Raw genomic sequence first — 17,289 nt, 5'->3', positions numbered from 1 at the left:
AGGGCCTTGCTTTTGGCTACCGACCGCACGGTGTCGAACCGCCGAACTTTGTAGCCCGCAGGCAGAAGAAACTGTCCTTTTTCAGGGTCATCGGCGCCACTGCGCAGGGCAGCAAGGCCTGGTTGACCTCGATCGACAGCTGTTCGCCCTGCAACTCGCGCGGGCCCAGGTCGATGATGCACAGGCCTTCGCCGCTACGCCGCGAGAAGCCAACTGCCTGAATGGGCCGGTTGTCCAGCTTCAGCAGCAGAGGGTTTTGCGCAGGCGAAGCACATGCCATCAGGCTGGGGTGACTGGCCCTGATCCATACATGGCCGTCATCGTCCGACGCGGAAAACAACGGGATGAAGAACAGCGATAAAAGTTGATGGGAGGCGTGGGTCTCCACGTTCACATAGAGTGGGCTGCCCCCGCAGGCCAGCTGGAACGCCGTGCCTTTGTCGAAACCGACAACGCTTGCGTCTTGCCAGCCGCCCGGACTGTCGGCCTTCCAGTCGTGGCCCCATTTGTAATCGATACAACCGCCGAGGCTCAGAGCCAAGGCCAGACAGAGCACCATCCTGTGCATATTCGGCATCCCATGGGAAAAGTTCGCCAGTGTACGCCAGGCAAAGCCCACCACGATGCCCCTTGCAGGAACTGGCTTGCCAGCGAAGGCGCCGAAACGGGCGATACATGTCTTGCGGGCCCCTTCGCCGGCAAGCCGGCTCCTACGGGAATGGCGGTGTGGGAGGACTTGTGGAAACACCACAAGCCCCCTGTAGGAGCTGGCTTGCCAGCGAAGGCGCCGGCACGGGCGATACATGTCTTGCGGGCCCCTTCGCCGGCAAGCCGGCTCCTACGGGGATGGTGGTGTGGGCGGATTCGTGGAAACACCACAAGCCCCCTGTAGGAGCTGGCTTGCCAGCGAAGGCGTCGGCACCGGCGATGCACATCTTGCGGGCCTCTTCGCCGGCAAGCCGGCTCCTACGCTTGGCGCTGGGCGATGGCCTGGGAGGCGGCGAGCATGGCGCGCAGCAGCACCGCGCAGCCGGCGGCGAGGTCGTCGGGGTCGGCGTTCTCGATTTCGTTGTGGCTGATGCCACCTTCGCAAGGCACGAAGATCATCCCCGCCGGGCCCAGCTCGGCGACGAAGATCGCGTCATGCCCGGCACCGCTGACGATGTCCATGTGGGACAACCCCAAACCCTGCGCGGCGCCGCGCACCGCATCGACGCACACCGGGTCGAAGTACAGCGGCGGAAAGTCCGCGGTGGGGGTCAGTTCGAAGCTCAGGCCGTGTTCTTGGCAGGTGTTGTCGATCACCTGGCGCACCTCGGCAATCATCGAGTCCAGGCGCGCCGGCTCCAGGTGGCGGAAGTCCAGGGTCATGCGCACCTCGCCCGGAATCACATTGCGCGAACCCGGGTAGGCTTGCAGGCAGCCGACGGTGCCGCAGGCGTGAGGCTGGTGGCCGAGGGCGGCGCGGTTGACCGCCGCCACCACGGCGGCGGCGCCCACCAGGGCGTCCTTGCGCAGGTGCATGGGGGTCGGGCCGGCATGGGCTTCGACGCCCCGCAGCTTGAGGTCGAACCACTTCTGCCCCAGGGCGCCGAGCACCACGCCTATGGTCTTGCGCTCATCTTCCAGGATCGGGCCTTGCTCGATGTGCGCCTCGAAATAGGCGCCCACCGGATGCCCGCTGACCGGGCGCGTGCCGGCGTAGCCGATGGCGTTCAGGGCCTCGCCGACGCTGATGCCATCGACGTCGGTCTTGGCCAGGGTGTCTTGCAGGGTGAATTTTTCGGCGAACACCCCGGAGCCCATCATGCACGGCGGAAAGCGCGAGCCTTCTTCGTTGGTCCACAACACCACTTCCAGGGGCGCCTCGGTTTCCAGCTTGAGGTCGTTGAGGGTGCGCAGCACTTCCACCCCGGCCAGCACACCAAAGCAGCCATCGAACTTGCCGCCGGTGGGCTGGGTGTCGATATGGCTGCCGGTCATCACCGGCGGCAGGTGCGGATTGCGCCCGGGGCGGCGGGCGAAGATGTTGCCGATGCCATCCACCGTGACCGCGCAACCGGCCTCCTCGCACCACTTCACGAACAGATCCCGGGCCTGGCGGTCGAGGTCGGTCAGGGCCAAACGGCAGACGCCGCCCTTGACCGTGGCGCCGAGCCTGGCCAGTTCCATGAGCGACTGCCACAGGCGGTCGCGGTTGATGTGCTGATGGCTGGATTGCAGAACCTCGACGGCAGCGTTCATGGTGATTTCCTCAGGCGTTTCTTCTGGTTTTGTCGGGGGATGCGTGGCGCAACGCCCGGGATAACGGCCTAGCAACAATCGGTAGGAGCCGGCCGGGCGGCGTTGCGCTTGCCGGCGAAGGGGCCCGCAAGATGTGCGTCGCCCGTGCCGACGCCTTCGCTGGCAAGCCAGCTCCTACGGGACGGGGGTGGTGCCCGCGAGCACGCTGGCTGGGTGTTCATGTTGGGGTCTTGGCGGTCGCCACCTGGGGGCTGCGCAAGCTGCACAGGCCGTAGTAGATCAACCCGCCCAGGGCCGAGCCGGTGAACCAGCCGTAGCTGTAGAACCAGTTGAAGGCGCTGCTGCCCAGGGACATCAGGGTCAGGGCCACCGGTACGCCGAAGGCGATGAAACCGTGCCAGTTCCACGCCGGGTAGACGTCGTCGCGGTACAGACCGGCCAGGTCCAGGCGCTGTTTCTTGATGATGAAATAGTCCACCACCATGATCCCGGCAATCGGCCCCAGCAGGCTGGAGTAACCCAGCAACCAGTTGGAATACACGGTCTCCAGGCTGACGTCGGAAATCAGCAGGCCGAGTTTTTTCAGCAACTCGTGGCCCATCAGCGCCAGCCCCACCAGGCCGGTGAGGATCACCGCGGTGGTGCGACCGATCAGCTTGGGCGCGAGGTTCTGGAAGTCGTTGGTGGGCGAGACGATGTTGGCCGCGGTGTTGGTGGACAAGGTGGCGATGATGATCAACGCCATGGCCAGGGCCACCCAGCCCGGGCTCTGGATGTGGCCGATCAGGCTCACCGGGTCGGACACCGTGACCCCCACCAGTTTCACCGAGGCGGCGGTCATCACCACCCCCAGGGCGGCGAACAGGAACATGGTCAGCGGCAGGCCGAAGATCTGCCCGAGGATCTGGTCCTTCTGGCTTTTCGCGTAGCGGCTGAAGTCGGGAATGTTCAGCGACAAGGTGGCCCAGAAACCCACCATTGCCGTGAGCCCGGCCATGAAGTAGCCGGTGACGCTGGCGCCTTCGGGGCGCTTGGGCGGGATCGCCAACAGCTCAGTCAGCGACACGCTGGGCAAGGCCCACACCAGCAGGCCGATGCCCACCGCCACCAGCAGCGGCGCGGACAGGGTTTCCAGCCACTTGATCGACTCGGCGCCGCGCAGCACCACCCACAGGTTGAGGGTCCAGAAGATCATGAAGCCGATCACCTCGCCGGTGCCGCCCAGGGCCTTCCAGCCCTCGAAGATCGAGCCCAGGAACAGGTGGATCGCCAGCCCGCCGAACATCGTCTGGATGCCGAACCAGCCGCAGGCCACCAGGGCGCGGATCAGGCACGGCACGTTGGAGCCGATGATGCCGAACGAGGAGCGCAGCAGCACCGGGAACGGAATGCCGTACTTGGTGCCGGCAAAGGCGTTGAGGGTCAGGGGAATCAGCACCACGATATTGGCCAGCAGGATCGCCAGCAGCGCCTCGCCGACACTGAGGCCGAAGTAGGCGGTGAGCACCCCGCCCAGGGTGTAGGTGGGCACGCAGATCGACATGCCGATCCACAGTGCGGTGATGTGCCATTTGTTCCAGGTGCGTTCCTGGACCTTGGTCGGTGCGATGTCGTGGTTGTAACGGGGGCTGTCGAGTACGTCGCTGCCGGCGTCCAGCTCGTACAAGCCGGCGCGCTCGGTCACCTGGGATCTGATCTGTTGCATGGCCGCTCCACTGTTGTTCTGATTATTTTGCTCATCAGGCCGGCACACCAAGGGACAGCGCGCCGGACGATGGCCGGAGAACTTACGACTTCCACCCTCCTGGCCAGCGATCTGCGGCGGCACTCAATAAAGGTGCCAACTACTGCCGGATACGCGACTGCACAGTGTGCGGAATCCATGTAAACAACTGATGTCATTCAGTTTTATTCAATTAACTTTGAAGTCCTCGGTTAGTTGCCAACTCACTCAGGCCGGGTGTTTGGCAAGTTGTCCATTCGATCAGGACCCAAAGCAGTGCACGGTTATTTTCCTAGTTATTTCCCGGCCTTCCCAGCGCCTCCTCAAGCAGCTGATTTGACATAGGAAATCTCGACTATTTTTTGATCCTGTCAAGTGCGTCAAAATGGTGAGGCGCTGCACCATTTTGCAGATCTGAACTTTTAATTGTTATATTTCAACAAGTTATATTGAATATAAGCTTATAAAAAATATTCTTGATGTTTCTTTGAAGTGCGACTAGCTTCTAATCCTGTCACAGATGACAGGATTGTTTAAGTTATCAGTGCGTTCAATAAAAAAGTTAGAACCGACAGCAGTCGGTCATGCCTGCGAGGAACTCGGAATGTCTCTGTTGATCCGTGGCGCCACCGTTATTACCCATGATGAAAGTTATAAGGCCGATGTGCTCTGCGCAGACGGTCTAATTCGCGCCATCGGCAACAATCTGGATATTCCCGTCGGTTGCGAAGTGCTCGATGGCAGCGGCCAATACTTGATGCCCGGCGGCATCGACCCCCACACCCACATGCAACTGCCCTTCATGGGCACCGTGGCCAGCGAAGACTTCTTCAGCGGCACGGCGGCGGGCCTGGCGGGGGGCACCACCTCGATCATCGACTTCGTGATTCCCAACCCGCAGCAGTCGTTGCTGGAAGCCTTCCAGCAGTGGCGCGGCTGGGCGGAAAAATCCGCCAGCGACTACGGCTTCCACGTGGCCATTACCTGGTGGAGCGAGCAGGTGCGCGAGGAAATGGCCGAGCTGGTGCAGCACCACGGCATCAACAGTTTCAAGCACTTCATGGCCTACAAGAACGCCATCATGGCCGCCGACGACACCCTGGTGGCGAGCTTCGAGCGCTGCCTGGAACTGGGCGCGGTGCCCACGGTGCACGCAGAAAACGGCGAGCTGGTGTACCACCTGCAGCGCAAGTTGCTGGCCCAGGGCATCACCGGGCCGGAAGCCCACCCGTTGTCGCGGCCTTCGCAAGTCGAAGGCGAAGCCGCCAGCCGGGCCATTCGCATCGCCGAGACCCTGGGCACGCCGCTGTACCTGGTGCACGTCTCGACCCAGGAAGCCCTGGACGAAATCAGCTATGCCCGGGGCAAGGGCCAGCCGGTCTACGGTGAAGTGCTGGCCGGGCACCTGCTGCTGGACGACAGCGTGTACCGCGATCCGGATTGGCAAACCGCCGCCGGCTACGTGATGAGCCCGCCCTTCCGCCCCCGTGGCCATCAGGAGGCCCTGTGGCGCGGCCTGCAATCGGGCAACCTGCACACCACCGCCACCGACCACTGCTGCTTCTGCGCCGAACAGAAAGCCGCCGGCCGCGACGACTTCAGCAAGATCCCCAACGGCACCGCCGGCATCGAGGACCGCATGGCCGTGCTCTGGGATGAAGGGGTGAACAGCGGGCGCCTGTCGATGCAGGAATTCGTCGCCCTGACCTCCACCAACACCGCGAAGATCTTCAACCTCTACCCGCGCAAGGGCGCGATCCGCGTCGGCGCCGACGCCGACCTGGTGCTCTGGGACCCGCAAGGCACGCGGACCATCTCCGCCAAGACCCACCACCAGCAGGTGGACTTCAACATCTTCGAAGGCAAGACCGTGCGCGGCGTGCCCAGCCACACCATCAGCCAGGGCAAGCTGGTGTGGGCCGACGGCGACCTGCGGGCCGAACGCGGCGCCGGGCGCTACATCGAGCGCCCGGCCTACCCGGCGGTGTTCGACCTCTTGAGCAAGCGCGCCGAGCGGCACAAGCCGACGGCGGTTAAACGCTGAGACCGGGGGGGGCGTTGCCCCCCTATCGCGAGCAAGCTCGCTCCTACAGAAACCCATGCCCCCTGTAGGAGCTGGCTTGCCAGCGAAGGCGCCCGCAGATCCCTTGTAAGAGTCAAAGGCCTATTCGCCGGCAAGCCGGCTCCTACGGATATGGGTGATCCCAGCTATAGAGAATGCCCGTCAGAGGCAACCAAGAAACGAACCGTGAGGCCAAAACCGTGATCAAGACCTTGAACCACTTGCCCCACCCGACCCTGGACAACGCCACCCTGGCCGGCCACTTCAGCGACCTGGCGCCACCGCTCAACGCCCGCCAGGCCCATCTGGAAGCGTCGCGCTGCCTGTACTGCTACGACGCGCCCTGCGTCAACGCCTGCCCCAGCGAGATCGACATTCCTTCGTTCATCCGCAATATCCACACCGACAACGTCCAGGGTGCGGCGCAGAAGATTCTCTCGGCCAACATCCTCGGCGGCAGCTGCGCCCGGGTCTGCCCCACGGAAATCCTCTGCCAGCAGGCCTGCGTGCGCAACAACGCCCAGGAGTGCGCGCCGGTGCTGATCGGCCTGTTGCAGCGCTATGCCCTGGACAACGCGCACTTCACCCAGCACCCGTTCCAGCGCGCCGCGCCCACCGGCAAGCGCATTGCCGTGGTCGGCGCCGGCCCGGCGGGTTTGTCCTGCGCCCACCGCTGCGCCCTGCACGGCCATGAGGTGGTGATTTTCGAAGCCCGGGACAAGGCTGGCGGCCTCAACGAATACGGGATCGCCAAGTACAAGCTGGTGGATGACTTCGCTCAGCGGGAGCTGGAGTTTCTACTGGGCGTTGGCGGCATCGAGATCCGCCACGGGCACAAACTCGGCGCCAACCTGAGCCTGACCGAGCTGCACCAGCAGTTCGACGCGGTGTTCCTCGGCCTCGGGCTGGCCGCCAGCAAGCAACTGGGGCTGGAGCATGAAGACGCCCCCGGGCTGCTGGCCGCCACCGACTACATTCGCGAATTGCGCCAGGCCGACGATCTCAGCCAACTGCCCCTGGCCGAGCGCTGCATCGTGCTCGGCGCCGGCAACACCGCCATCGACATGGCGGTGCAGATGGCGCGCCTGGGTGCCAGTGACGTCAACCTGGTGTACCGCCGGGGAGTCGAGGACATGGGCGCCACCGAGCATGAACAGGACATCGCCAAGGCCAATCAGGTGCGCCTGCTGACCTGGGCCGCGCCGCAACAGGTGCTGCTGGATGACCAGGGCCGGGTGCGCGGCATGCGCTTCGCCCGTACCCGCATGGTGGAAGGCCGCCTGCAAACCACCGGCGACACCTTCGAACTGGCCGCCGATGCGATCTTCAAGGCCATCGGCCAGAGCTTCGACGCTACAGCCCTGAGCGACCCGCTGGCCCGGGAGCTGCAACGCAGCGGCGAACGTATCCAGGTGGACGAACACCTGCGCACCAGCATTCCCGGAGTCTACGCCGGCGGCGACTGCGTCAGCCTCGGCCAGGACCTCACCGTGCAGGCGGTACAACACGGCAAGCTGGCCGCAGAAGCCATGCATGCCCGACTGATGCTCAACCAGGAGGCTGCATAAATGGCCGATCTGTCGATTGTCTTCGCTGGTATCAAGGCGCCCAACCCGTTCTGGCTGGCCTCCGCGCCGCCCACCGATAAGGCCTACAACGTGGTCCGCGCGTTCGAGGCCGGCTGGGGCGGCGTGGTCTGGAAAACCCTGGGTGAAGACCCGGCGGCGGTCAACGTGTCGTCGCGCTACTCCGCGCACTTCGGGCCCAACCGCGAGGTCATGGGGATCAACAACATCGAGCTGATCACCGACCGCTCCCTGGAGATCAACCTCAAGGAAATCACCCAGGTGAAGAAGGACTGGCCGGACCGCGCCTTGATCGTGTCGCTGATGGTGCCCTGTGTCGAAGAGTCGTGGAAAGCCATCCTGCCCCTGGTGGAAGCCACCGGTTGCGACGGCATCGAACTGAACTTCGGTTGCCCCCATGGCATGCCGGAACGGGGCATGGGCGCGGCGGTGGGCCAGGTGCCGGAGTATGTCGAGCAGGTGACCCGCTGGTGCAAGACCTACTGCTCGCTGCCGGTGATCGTCAAGCTGACGCCGAACATCACCGACATTCGCATGGCCGCCCGCGCCGCCCATCGTGGCGGGGCCGACGCGGTGTCGCTGATCAACACCATCAACTCCATCACCAGCGTCGACCTGGAGCGCATGGTGGCCCACCCCATGGTGGGCCACCAGAGCACCCACGGCGGCTACTGCGGTTCGGCGGTCAAACCGATTGCCCTGAACATGGTGGCCGAGATTGCCCGCGACCCGCAGACCCGCGGCCTGCCGATCTGCGGCATTGGCGGCATCGGCAGCTGGCGCGATGCGGCGGAGTTCGTCGCCCTGGGCTGCGGCGCGGTGCAGGTGTGCACGGCGGCAATGCTGCATGGCTTTCGCATCGTCGAGGAAATGAAGGATGGGCTGTCGCGGTGGATGGACAGCCAGGGCTATCGCAGCCTGCAGGACTTCTCCGGGCGCGCGGTGGGCAACACCACCGACTGGAAGTACCTGGACATCAACTATCAGGTGATCGCCAGGATCGACCAGCAGGCCTGCATTGGCTGCGGCCGCTGCCATATCGCCTGCGAAGACACCTCGCACCAGGCGATTGCCAGCCTCCGGCAAGCCGACGGCACCCATGTATATGAAGTGATCGACGACGAATGCGTGGGTTGCAACCTGTGCCAGATCACCTGCCCGGTGCAGGACTGCATCGAGATGGTGCCCCAGGACACGGGCAAACCGTTCCTCGACTGGCTGCACGACCCGCGCAACCCCTACCGCGAAGCTGTTTGAGAGAGAGGCCTGCTCTTGCCGGCGAAGGTGGTCTTGCGGGCCTCTTCGTTGGCAAGCCAGCTCCTACGGCTGGCAGGAATATCGCGGGAGGTTCTGTAGGAGCCGGCTTGCCGGCGAAGGCGGTCTTGCGGGCCCCTTCGCTGGCAAGCCAGCTCCTACGGGAAGCGGCGATGCAGGTTCAGGGTTCCAGGCCGATGCCGCGCAGGATGACGCTGGTGACGGTCTGGACTGCGCGTTCAAATTGCAAATCCGATAAAGGTTGATGGTCGTTGAGGATCATCACTTGATGATCGAAGTCGGCATAGTGCTGGGTCGAGGCCCAGATCATGTACAGCAGGCTCGACGGCTCCACCGGCAGGATCCGCCCGTCCTCCACCCACTGGCGGATCTTCGCTTCCTTCATCTTCGCCCAGTCGTACAGGCTGGCATCCAGGGTCTCGCCCAGGGTCGGGGCGCCGTGCATGATTTCGTTGGCCCAGACCTTGGAGCCATAGGGCCGGCTGCGTGAATGCTGCATCTTGGCGCGGATGTAGCTGCTGAGCACCACCCGCGGGTCATCGAACATCTCGAAGCACAATGCGTCCTGTTTCCACACATCCAGCAGGTCCAGGAGCACAGCGCTGTACAGCTCGTTCTTGGTGCTGAAGTAGTAATGCAGGTTGGAGCGCGGCAGTTGCACTTCTTCGGCGATGTCGGCCATGGCGGTGCCGGCATAGCCCTTTTCAGCGAAGATTTTCTCGGCACCCAGGAGGATCTTTCCCACGTTGCTGCGACGAATCTCGATCTTGTGATTGCCCATGAGGGCTCCTACGAAAACAGTCTGGGGCAAGACTAGCATTCGCCCGCCCGCTGCGGGGAGCTGTCAAGCCTGCGACATCGCCGGCCTGCGTCGGTCTTTCACCACCCGGCCATATTGGGTAGGATCGGCCTCCCGCTCATTTGCAGCAGCCACTGCGGTGCTCCGTCCAGGCGTTAATTCGCGACACGGGCATACAGGTCTCTGCCCGAATGCCGGCCCTGCACCATCGCCGGCCATCTGTCCTGTTACCGATGGAACATGCTCATGAAGATTCGCCCTCGCGTCGCCGCGGACGACGCCCTGCTGACCGCGCTCTGGGAGCGTTCGGTCCGCGCCACCCATGACTTTATCGCTGAAGACGATATCCAGCGCCTGTACCCGCTGGTACGCGACAGCTACCTGCCGGCCCTTGAGGCCTGGGTCTGGGAGAACCCCGACGCCAGCCCCGGCGGTTTTATCGCCACCAGCGACGACACGGTACAAATGCTGTTCATCGAACCGGCCCAACGGGGCCAGGGCATCGGTCGAAAGCTCCTGGATCACGTACGCCGTCCCGGCCTCAAGGTCGACGTCAACGAACAGAACCCCCAGGCCCATGGTTTCTACCGTCGCTACGGCTTCGTCGACTGCGGTCGTTCGGAAACCGACGGTGAAGGCCGGCCGTTTCCGATCATTCACATGCAGTTGCAAGACCAATGAGCCCCATTCTCTTTAAAGGTAAACCTGCCATGTCCCTGAAAAACCTCTTCACCACCACCGCCCTGCTGACCTCCCTGCTGGCCGCCAGTTCAGTGTTCGCCCACGCCCACCTGAAAAGCTCGACCCCGGCGGCCCAAGGCAGTGTCAGCGCGCCCAGCGAGCTGCGTCTTGTATTCACCGAAGGCGTGGAAGCGGCCTTCACCCAGGTCAAGCTGAGCAAGGACGGCGCCCCGGTGGAGGTCAAAAGCGTCGCCACCGAAGGCGCGGACAAGAAGACCCTGGTGGTCACCCCGGCCGCCACGCCGCTGCGCGCCGGCGAGTACAAGGTGGAATGGCACGCCGTGTCGGTGGATACCCACAAGAGCGAAGGCAGCTACAGCTTCAAGGTGAGCCAGTAATCCATGGCGTCATGGCTGGTGCTGTGCCGCTTCGTGCACTTTGCGGTGGTGTTGACCCTGGTGGGCGCCTGGGTGTTTCGCCCGCTGTTGCTGGGCCGAGATTCCGCGCAGAGCGGCCATGGCGCCGTGTATCGACAGCTCGATCGACTCAGCCGCTGGTTGACGCTGATCGGCCTGGGCAGCGGCCTGTGCTGGCTGCTGCTGATCACCGCCAGCATGGCCGGCTCCTGGTCGGCAGCGCTGGACCCGGCGACCGTGCAGTTGGTGCTGGGCAAGACCTTCTTCGGCCAGGTCTGGACCTGGCACCTGCTGCTCAACCTGCTGTTGCTGGGGCTGCTGCTGACCCCGCTGGGCCGGCGCCTGCCACTGCAACTGGGCCTGGGCGCCCTGCTCCTGGCAACCCTGGCTCCGGTGGGCCACGGTGCCATGCTCGATGGGTTGGCGGGGCAGATGCTGATCCTCAATCAGATCGTGCATTTAAGCTGCGTCGCCATCTGGTTGGGGGGCTTGCTGGTGTTGTTGCTGGTGTTGCGGCAACCCGCTGGGCTGTCTGTCGAGCCCTTGTTAAAGCGCTTCAGCGGCGTGGGTTATGGGCTGGTAACCGGCTTGCTGCTAACCGGCCTGATCAACGTGCGGGTGCTCACCGGGCAATGGTGGCCGACTCCATTGTTCAATGGTTTTGCCCTGATACTGCTGATCAAGGTGCTGCTGGTGGCGGGGATGCTGGGGCTGGCGCTGTTCAACCGCCTGCGAATCCGCGGTTGCGACCAGCGCCTGTCGAGCCTGAGCAACAGCGTGCAGGTGGAATGGCTGCTGGGTGTGGCCGCAGTGGCGGCGGTCTCGTTGCTGGGCACCTTGCCGCCGATGCAGGCGGTCTAAACCTCAGCCTGTAGGAGCTGGCTTGCCAGCGAAAGCGTCGGCAGCATCGCTGCAAATCTTACGGACCGCTTCGCCGGCAAGCCGGCTCCTACGTGAGGTGCTGTGTCGGCTATTGGCTGGTATCAATGCTGACCACCACCGACAATCCCGGGCGCAGGCGTTCAAGCTCTGGCTGGTCCGGGTCGACGGTGATCCGCACCGGCACCCGCTGGGCAATCTTGACGAAGTTGCCGGTGGCATTGTCGGCCTGCAGCAAGGCGAACTCGGAACCGGTGGCCGGGGAGATCCGTTGCACCTTGCCGCTGAATTTGCGGTGGTTCAGGGCGTCCACGGTAAAGTTCACCGGCTGCCCGACCCGGACGTTGTCCATCTGGGTTTCCTTCATGTTGGCAATCACCCACAGCTGGTTCGGCACCAGGGCCATGAGCTGGGCGCCGGAGTTGACGTAGGCCCCCAGGCGCACGCCGATCTGCCCCAGCTGGCCGTCCCGCGGGGCGAGGATGCGGGTGTTGGACAGGTCGATCCGCGCCAGTTCCACCGCGGCTTCGGCGCTGGCCACCGCCGCTTCCAGGGAGCCGCGGTTGACGATCACGGTCTGCAGGTCCTGGCGGGATATTTCCAGTTGCGCCTGGGCCTGGGCCACGGCGGCCACGGTCTGGGCATTGGCCGCGCGGGTCACGTCCAGTTCACGCCGGGACACCGAGCCGTCGGCAATCAGTGCTTCGTTGCGTTGCAGGTCGGCTGCGCTCTTGCGCGCCTGGGCCTGGCTGTCGGCCAGGGCCGCCTGGCGCAGCTTGATGGTGGCTTCGGCGCTGTTGCGCTGTTGCAGGGCATTGGCCAGGGCCGCCTTCTGCACCGCCAGTTGCGCCAGGGACTGGTCCAGGCGCTGCTGGTAGATACGGTCGTCAAGGCGCACCAGCAGGTCGCCGGCCTTGACCTGCTGGAAGTCCTGCACCGGCACTTCGAACACGTAGCCACTGAGCTGCGGGCCGATGATGGTCACCTGCCCCCGCACCAGGGCGTTCTCGGTGCTTTCGATGGCGCTGGAGAAGGGTGGCAGTTGCCACGCGTAGAGCACGATCAGCACACCAACGATGGCGATGGCGGCAAAGCCCAGGGACGAGATGATGCGCACCGCCAGCGGCCGTGGCTCGGTGGCCGGCATGGTCGGCGGGCCGCTGGGCTCGGGAGTCGAGGCAATGGCGTTGGTGGTGGGGTTGACGGTTTCGCTCATGAAGAAGAGGCACCACTTTGTTGAACGGGAGCCGGGGCGGCAGGCGCGACCGCTTGGGTCGTGCTCATCAGCCACAGGCTGCGAATGAATATCCAGATCATGGTCAGTACCGCAATCACCGCGATCAGCATGAATACATCGTTATAGGCCAGTACGTTGGCTTCGCGCGTGGCCGCGGTGGCCAGGCTGCGTATGCCTTGCAGGGTGCGCAGGTCCGGGTCGGCGATGACCTTGCCGTAGGCCGCCCCGCCGCTCTGTACCCGGGCCAGGACCTGGGGATCGAGCAGGGTCAACTGCTCGACGATATGGCTGGAATGGTACTTCTCGCGCACGATCTGGAAGGTCCCGAGCAAGGCCGAGCCGATCAGCCCGCCGAGGTTCTGGCAGATGCCGAACAGCACCGAGAAGCTCACCAGGTTGCGCGGGTTGGTCAGCACGTTGCGGGTGCCCAGGACCATGGTCGGGCCAAGAAAGAACGTACCGCCGAAGGCCAGCAGGAACTGGCTGAAGTACATGTTGGCCGGGCGCGTGAGGTTGCTCGAAAAGCTGTCCATTACCGACCCCACGGCCATCAGCGCCAGGGAAATGACCAGTGGCATCAGCAGGTGCGCCGGGTTGATGGTCAGGGCGCTGGTGGCCAGCCCGGCAATGCTGCCCAGCAGCATCACCCCGTAGAGCATGCGCATCTGCTGGCTGCTCATGTTCAGCGCCTGGAGAAAGCCTACGGCGCCGGTGGACTGTTCCGACAGCACCATGCGAATCAGTATCACTGCCAGGGCCAGGCGGATTATCGCCCCGCTGCCCAGCCAGCGGGTCATCAGCATCGGGTTGCTGCGGTTATGTTCGATGCACAGCCCCGCCATGATCAGCAGGATCGAGGCGGCGCTGGCGTAGCCGATCCACGGCGCCTCCAGCCACCAGTCGATGCGCCCCAGGGACAGCACCGCGCACAGCAGGGCCACGCCAGTGGCCAATAGGGCAAAGGTCAGGAAATCGAGTTTCTCGAAGGTACGGAAGCGGTCCCCCGGCGGCAGCTTGAGCATGAACACGCAGCCCAGGGAGGTCAGCGCCAGGCCCAGTTCGAACAGGTACAGGCCGCGCCATTCGGCGATCTGCAGCAGGTCCTCGGAAAACAGCCGGGCCAGGGGCAAGGCCAGTTGCGAGGCGCCCAGCCCCAGCACCAGGGCCTTGAGCCGCCACTTCGCCGGGAAGGCCTGGACCATGTAGTACAGGCCCAGGGAGCTCAGCGCCGCGCCGACCATGCCGTGGGCCGCGCGCACGGCGATGGCCGAGCTCAGGTCGTTGACGAACAGGTGGCCGAAGGTCACCAGGGCGTAGAGCACCAGGAACACTTCGGTGAAGGCGCGCAGGCCGAACTGCTGGCGAAACTTCACCAGCAACAGGTTCATCGACACGTTGGTCATCACGTAGGCGGCCGGCAGCCAGGCCATTTCCGCGGTGGTCGCCCCCAGCGCCCCCTGCAGGTACGGCAGGTTGGCGATCACCAACGAGTTGCCCAGGCCACCGGTGATGGCCACCAGCAAACCCACCAGCGCATAGGCCAGGCGCTTGTGGGTGGGGTGCAACGGTGTCGAGGGGGAGCCGGGCAAGCTGGGCTTTTCGTGGGGCTGCCAGTTGCGCGGGGCGTAGTGATCCATGCCATGACCTTGTGCTGTGCCGGCCGCTGTTGCGGCGGTCGGCGATATTCCCGGTGGTCCGGCAGTGTGCCGGAAAATCCCGCCGCCCAGGCAATGCCCGGGCTTGCAGGATGAATTTTATTTTAAGGCGCTGGCGTCGGTGGCTTTTTTTCGGAATCCTGCATGCGCTGCCCCCCGCCCTTCCCTGCCCTCGCCTGTTGGAGCCCGAATGCCCCTGAACTTTGTGAAGATGCACGCCAATGGTGACGACTTCGTGCTGATCGATGCCCGTGGCCGCACCAACCCGATCACCCGCGAGCTGGCCAGGGCCCTGGGGGACCGCCGGCGTGGCATCGGTTTCAATCAGTTGGTGGTGCTCGGCGATTGCAGCGACAGCGCGGCGCAACTGACCTTCTTCAACGCCGATGGTTCCAGCCTGGACACCTGCGGCAGTGCCACCCGGGGCGCCGCCGACCTGCTGATGCAGGAAAGCGGCGTCACCTCGGTGCAGGTGAAAACCGCCCGCGGCCTGCAGCAATGCCTGCTCCTTGAGGATAGGTCGGTGTCGGTGGAAATGGGCCTGCCTTCGTTCGACTGGCAGGCCATCCCCCTGGCCCGAGAGCTGGACAGCCTGCACCTGCCACTGCCTGGAACACCGGCGGCGTGCAGCATGGGCAACCCCCATTGCAGTTTTTTCGTCGACGATCTGGCACCGCTGGACATTGCCACGCTGGGCCCACAGATCGAGAGCGACCCGCTGTTTCCACACAAGACCAATGTGCACTTCATCCAGGTGATCGACCGCCAGACCATCCGCCTGCGCATCTGGGAGCGCAATGGCGCCATCCCCCTGGGTTCCGGCTCCTGCTCCTGCGCAGCGGCAGTCAACGGCATCCGCCGCGGCCTGCTGGACAGCCCGGTGCAGGTGCTGTGCGACGGCGGGCCGGTGACGGTGAGCTGGGACGGCCAGGGCAAGGTGCGCCTGGCCGGCAGCGTGACCCGGGTGTTCAGCGGGTCACTGTGAAGGGATTTACTTTTCCTACATCCAGCCCAGCCATTTCCACCAGGTCATGGCGAACACCAGCATCAGCAGGTAGCCGATCAGCGTCACCAGCAGCCCGACCTTGGCGAACTGCCGGGCATTGAAGGTCTCGGTGCCCAGGCAGACCATGTTCTGCGGTGCGTTGATCGGCAGGATGAAGCCGTAGCTGACCACAAAGCCCAGGAGCATGGTCATGCCCAGGCGGCTGAACTCACCCGGCAGGGTCTGCAGCACGGCGATCAGGATCGGCAGCAAGGCCGAAGTCAGCGCCGTGGCGCTGGCGAACCCCAGGTGGATGAGGATCAGGAACGCCGCGAGAATCGCGAACACCGCCAAAGGCCCCACCTGGTCCAGGCCGGTATGGGCCACTACCTGGCTCCCCAGCCATTGCCCGGCCTGGGTGCTGAGCAGCGCCGACCCCAGGCTGATGCCGACCCCGAAGACGATCACCGTGCCCCAGGGAATGCGCGACTGCACATCCTTCCAGCTCATGATGCCGATCCGCGGCAGCAGCAGTATCACCAGCCCGGCGTAGGTGGTGGTCGTGGTGTCGAAGGGGTGCAGCTTGCCTTCGGTGGACCAGGCCAACAACAGCAGCACCGACACCGCCAGCAGGCGCTTCTGCGGCCCGGTCATGGGGCCGATGTCCGCCAGGGACTGGGCCACCGCTTCCTTACCGCCGGGAATGCTGTCGGTTTCCGGCGGCAGCAGTTTCAGCACCAGCCACAGCAGCACCAGGGACATGATCACCGCCCAGGGCGCGCCGGCGATGAGCCAGTCGAGCCAGGCCACGCGCTGGCCGAGCATCTTGTCCATGAAGCCCACGGTCAGCAGGTTCTGCGCCGCGGCGGTCTGGATCCCGACGTTCCAGATGCTGGTGCCCTGGGCCACGACGATCATCAGCCCGGCGGCGATGTTCGAGCGCTTGTCGACGCCGAACGCGGCAATCACCCCCATCATGATCGGCACCACGCAGGCACTGCGGGCGGTGGCGCTGGGCACCAGCAGGCTGAGGAGGATGGTCACGGCAATGGCGCCGATAAGGATGCGCCGGGTGCTGGTGCCGACCCGGGTCAGGGTCACCAGGGCGATCCGCCGGTCGAGGCCGGTGTGGGTCATGGCGGCGGCGATGAACAAGGCACCGGCCACCAGAGCCAGGGCCGAGTTGGAGAACCCGGTGAGGGCCAGGCCGATGGCCGCCGAGCTGCCATAGAGCTGGCTCGGGTCCTGCAGGGTGGGCGCGGTGCCGATGAGGAAGGCCATCAAGGCCGTGATCATGATCGCGCTGGCCTCGTAGGACACCGCCTCGCTGATCCACACCACCACGGCAAAGGCCAGGATCGCCAGCATCCGGTGCCCCGCCACCGGCAGGTCGGCGGGCAGTGGCAACAGCAGCACGGCAACCATCGCCAGCACGGCGATCAGCAATCCAATCGGTAATACGGCCTTGGCCGCGGGCGCCGTTGTCAGAGGCGTATTCATGGGCCTTTTCCTTTTCCATTGGAGAGGCGCCAAGGGTGCCGCAAAACCGCGAAAAGCGCCTTGATGAAGGTCAAGCGCGGTGGGGCGCGCGGCCTGGAGCTGTCCCTTTGCAGGACAAAAAACCATTCGCAGAAATATTTTTTTACATCTCTACAGATTTTTCATCTATTTGGAGTCAGAGTGCTATCAAGGCGACAAGGAGTCGAAACGTACTTGGCTATATCACTCCAACCTGCAAGGTGCCTTT

At 64.4% G+C, this 17,289-nt stretch carries 14 protein-coding genes; 7 read left to right on the top strand and 7 right to left on the bottom strand.

The window, feature by feature from the left end:
• Positions 1–16: 16 nt before the first annotated feature.
• The 3 genes from A9971_RS32530 to A9971_RS32520 all read right to left on the bottom strand — a co-directional run bounded on the left by A9971_RS32530 (position 17) and on the right by A9971_RS32520 (position 3,949).
• Positions 17–619, bottom strand: coding sequence for a hypothetical protein (locus tag A9971_RS32530; RefSeq protein WP_011060847.1), 603 nt, complete (start codon positions 617–619; stop codon positions 17–19).
• A 347-nt stretch (positions 620–966) separates the two neighbouring features.
• On the bottom strand, positions 967–2,244 hold the full coding sequence (locus A9971_RS32525; RefSeq protein ID WP_183000495.1) for a Zn-dependent hydrolase: 1,278 nt from the start codon (positions 2,242–2,244) through the stop codon (positions 967–969).
• Between the two features lie 217 nt (positions 2,245–2,461).
• Positions 2,462–3,949, bottom strand: a complete 1,488-nt coding sequence (locus tag A9971_RS32520) for an NCS1 family nucleobase:cation symporter-1 (RefSeq protein WP_183000494.1) — start codon at positions 3,947–3,949, stop codon at positions 2,462–2,464.
• Between the two features lie 622 nt (positions 3,950–4,571).
• Between A9971_RS32520 and hydA the strand changes: the two genes are divergently transcribed.
• From hydA to preA, 3 genes are all read left to right on the top strand, one after another.
• Positions 4,572–6,011: a dihydropyrimidinase gene (gene hydA, locus A9971_RS32515; protein WP_072442236.1), complete on the top strand. Its 1,440-nt coding sequence runs from the start codon at positions 4,572–4,574 to the stop codon at positions 6,009–6,011.
• A gap of 218 nt (positions 6,012–6,229) precedes the next feature.
• Positions 6,230–7,597, top strand: coding sequence for an NAD(P)-dependent oxidoreductase (locus A9971_RS32510; protein ID WP_183000493.1), 1,368 nt, complete (start codon positions 6,230–6,232; stop codon positions 7,595–7,597).
• On the top strand, positions 7,598–8,872 hold the full coding sequence (gene preA / locus A9971_RS32505; RefSeq protein ID WP_183000492.1) for an NAD-dependent dihydropyrimidine dehydrogenase subunit PreA: 1,275 nt from the start codon (positions 7,598–7,600) through the stop codon (positions 8,870–8,872).
• A gap of 178 nt (positions 8,873–9,050) precedes the next feature.
• Here the strand turns inward: preA and A9971_RS32500 are convergent, their stop codons facing one another.
• Positions 9,051–9,671: a TetR/AcrR family transcriptional regulator gene (locus tag A9971_RS32500; protein ID WP_183000491.1), complete on the bottom strand. Its 621-nt coding sequence runs from the start codon at positions 9,669–9,671 to the stop codon at positions 9,051–9,053.
• A 264-nt stretch (positions 9,672–9,935) separates the two neighbouring features.
• Between A9971_RS32500 and A9971_RS32495 the strand changes: the two genes are divergently transcribed.
• The 3 genes from A9971_RS32495 to copD are packed head-to-tail and all read left to right on the top strand — an operon-like array spanning position 9,936 to position 11,647.
• The gene (locus A9971_RS32495; RefSeq protein ID WP_011060840.1) at positions 9,936–10,370 is read left to right on the top strand and encodes a GNAT family N-acetyltransferase; all 435 of its coding nucleotides are present in this window, start codon (positions 9,936–9,938) and stop codon (positions 10,368–10,370) included.
• A gap of 29 nt (positions 10,371–10,399) precedes the next feature.
• Complete coding sequence (gene copC / locus A9971_RS32490; RefSeq protein ID WP_011060839.1) at positions 10,400–10,768, top strand: copper homeostasis periplasmic binding protein CopC; 369 nt, start codon at positions 10,400–10,402, stop codon at positions 10,766–10,768.
• 3 nt (positions 10,769–10,771) lie between these two features.
• Complete coding sequence (copD, locus tag A9971_RS32485) at positions 10,772–11,647, top strand: copper homeostasis membrane protein CopD (protein WP_015635275.1); 876 nt, start codon at positions 10,772–10,774, stop codon at positions 11,645–11,647.
• A 109-nt stretch (positions 11,648–11,756) separates the two neighbouring features.
• On the opposite strand, the gene A9971_RS32480 is transcribed toward copD, so the two are convergent.
• Both A9971_RS32480 and A9971_RS32475 read right to left on the bottom strand, forming a co-directional pair.
• Positions 11,757–12,881, bottom strand: a complete 1,125-nt coding sequence (locus A9971_RS32480; RefSeq protein WP_183000490.1) for an HlyD family secretion protein — start codon at positions 12,879–12,881, stop codon at positions 11,757–11,759.
• Complete coding sequence (locus tag A9971_RS32475) at positions 12,878–14,539, bottom strand: MFS transporter (protein WP_011060836.1); 1,662 nt, start codon at positions 14,537–14,539, stop codon at positions 12,878–12,880. Before A9971_RS32475 ends, A9971_RS32480 begins: the two co-directional genes overlap by 4 nt.
• A gap of 208 nt (positions 14,540–14,747) precedes the next feature.
• On the opposite strand from A9971_RS32475, the gene dapF reads away from it, so the two are divergent.
• A complete protein-coding gene (gene dapF / locus A9971_RS32470; RefSeq protein WP_183000489.1) occupies positions 14,748–15,542 on the top strand; it encodes a diaminopimelate epimerase in 795 nt (264 codons plus the stop codon).
• Positions 15,543–15,557: 15 nt separating this feature from the next.
• Here the strand turns inward: dapF and A9971_RS32465 are convergent, their stop codons facing one another.
• Positions 15,558–17,042, bottom strand: a complete 1,485-nt coding sequence (locus A9971_RS32465) for a DASS family sodium-coupled anion symporter (RefSeq protein ID WP_183000488.1) — start codon at positions 17,040–17,042, stop codon at positions 15,558–15,560.
• Positions 17,043–17,289 lie beyond the last annotated feature (247 nt).

The organism is Pseudomonas sp. UME65 (assembly GCF_014170225.1).
Lineage (GTDB): Bacteria > Pseudomonadota > Gammaproteobacteria > Pseudomonadales > Pseudomonadaceae > Aquipseudomonas > Aquipseudomonas protegens.
This window is presented reverse-complemented; position numbering and strand designations above follow the sequence as displayed.

Coding starts and splice junctions, on each gene's coding strand:
- A9971_RS32495 (WP_011060840.1), top strand. CDS start 9,936: ATGAAGATTCGCCCTCGCGTCGCCGCGGACGACGCCCTGCTGACCGCG.
- A9971_RS32475 (WP_011060836.1), bottom strand. CDS start 14,539: ATGGATCACTACGCCCCGCGCAACTGGCAGCCCCACGAAAAGCCCAGC.
- A9971_RS32500 (WP_183000491.1), bottom strand. CDS start 9,671: ATGGGCAATCACAAGATCGAGATTCGTCGCAGCAACGTGGGAAAGATC.
- dapF (WP_183000489.1), top strand. CDS start 14,748: ATGCCCCTGAACTTTGTGAAGATGCACGCCAATGGTGACGACTTCGTG.
- A9971_RS32465 (WP_183000488.1), bottom strand. CDS start 17,042: ATGAATACGCCTCTGACAACGGCGCCCGCGGCCAAGGCCGTATTACCG.
- A9971_RS32520 (WP_183000494.1), bottom strand. CDS start 3,949: ATGCAACAGATCAGATCCCAGGTGACCGAGCGCGCCGGCTTGTACGAG.
- hydA (WP_072442236.1), top strand. CDS start 4,572: ATGTCTCTGTTGATCCGTGGCGCCACCGTTATTACCCATGATGAAAGT.
- copD (WP_015635275.1), top strand. CDS start 10,772: ATGGCGTCATGGCTGGTGCTGTGCCGCTTCGTGCACTTTGCGGTGGTG.
- A9971_RS32480 (WP_183000490.1), bottom strand. CDS start 12,881: ATGAGCGAAACCGTCAACCCCACCACCAACGCCATTGCCTCGACTCCC.
- preA (WP_183000492.1), top strand. CDS start 7,598: ATGGCCGATCTGTCGATTGTCTTCGCTGGTATCAAGGCGCCCAACCCG.
- copC (WP_011060839.1), top strand. CDS start 10,400: ATGTCCCTGAAAAACCTCTTCACCACCACCGCCCTGCTGACCTCCCTG.
- A9971_RS32525 (WP_183000495.1), bottom strand. CDS start 2,244: ATGAACGCTGCCGTCGAGGTTCTGCAATCCAGCCATCAGCACATCAAC.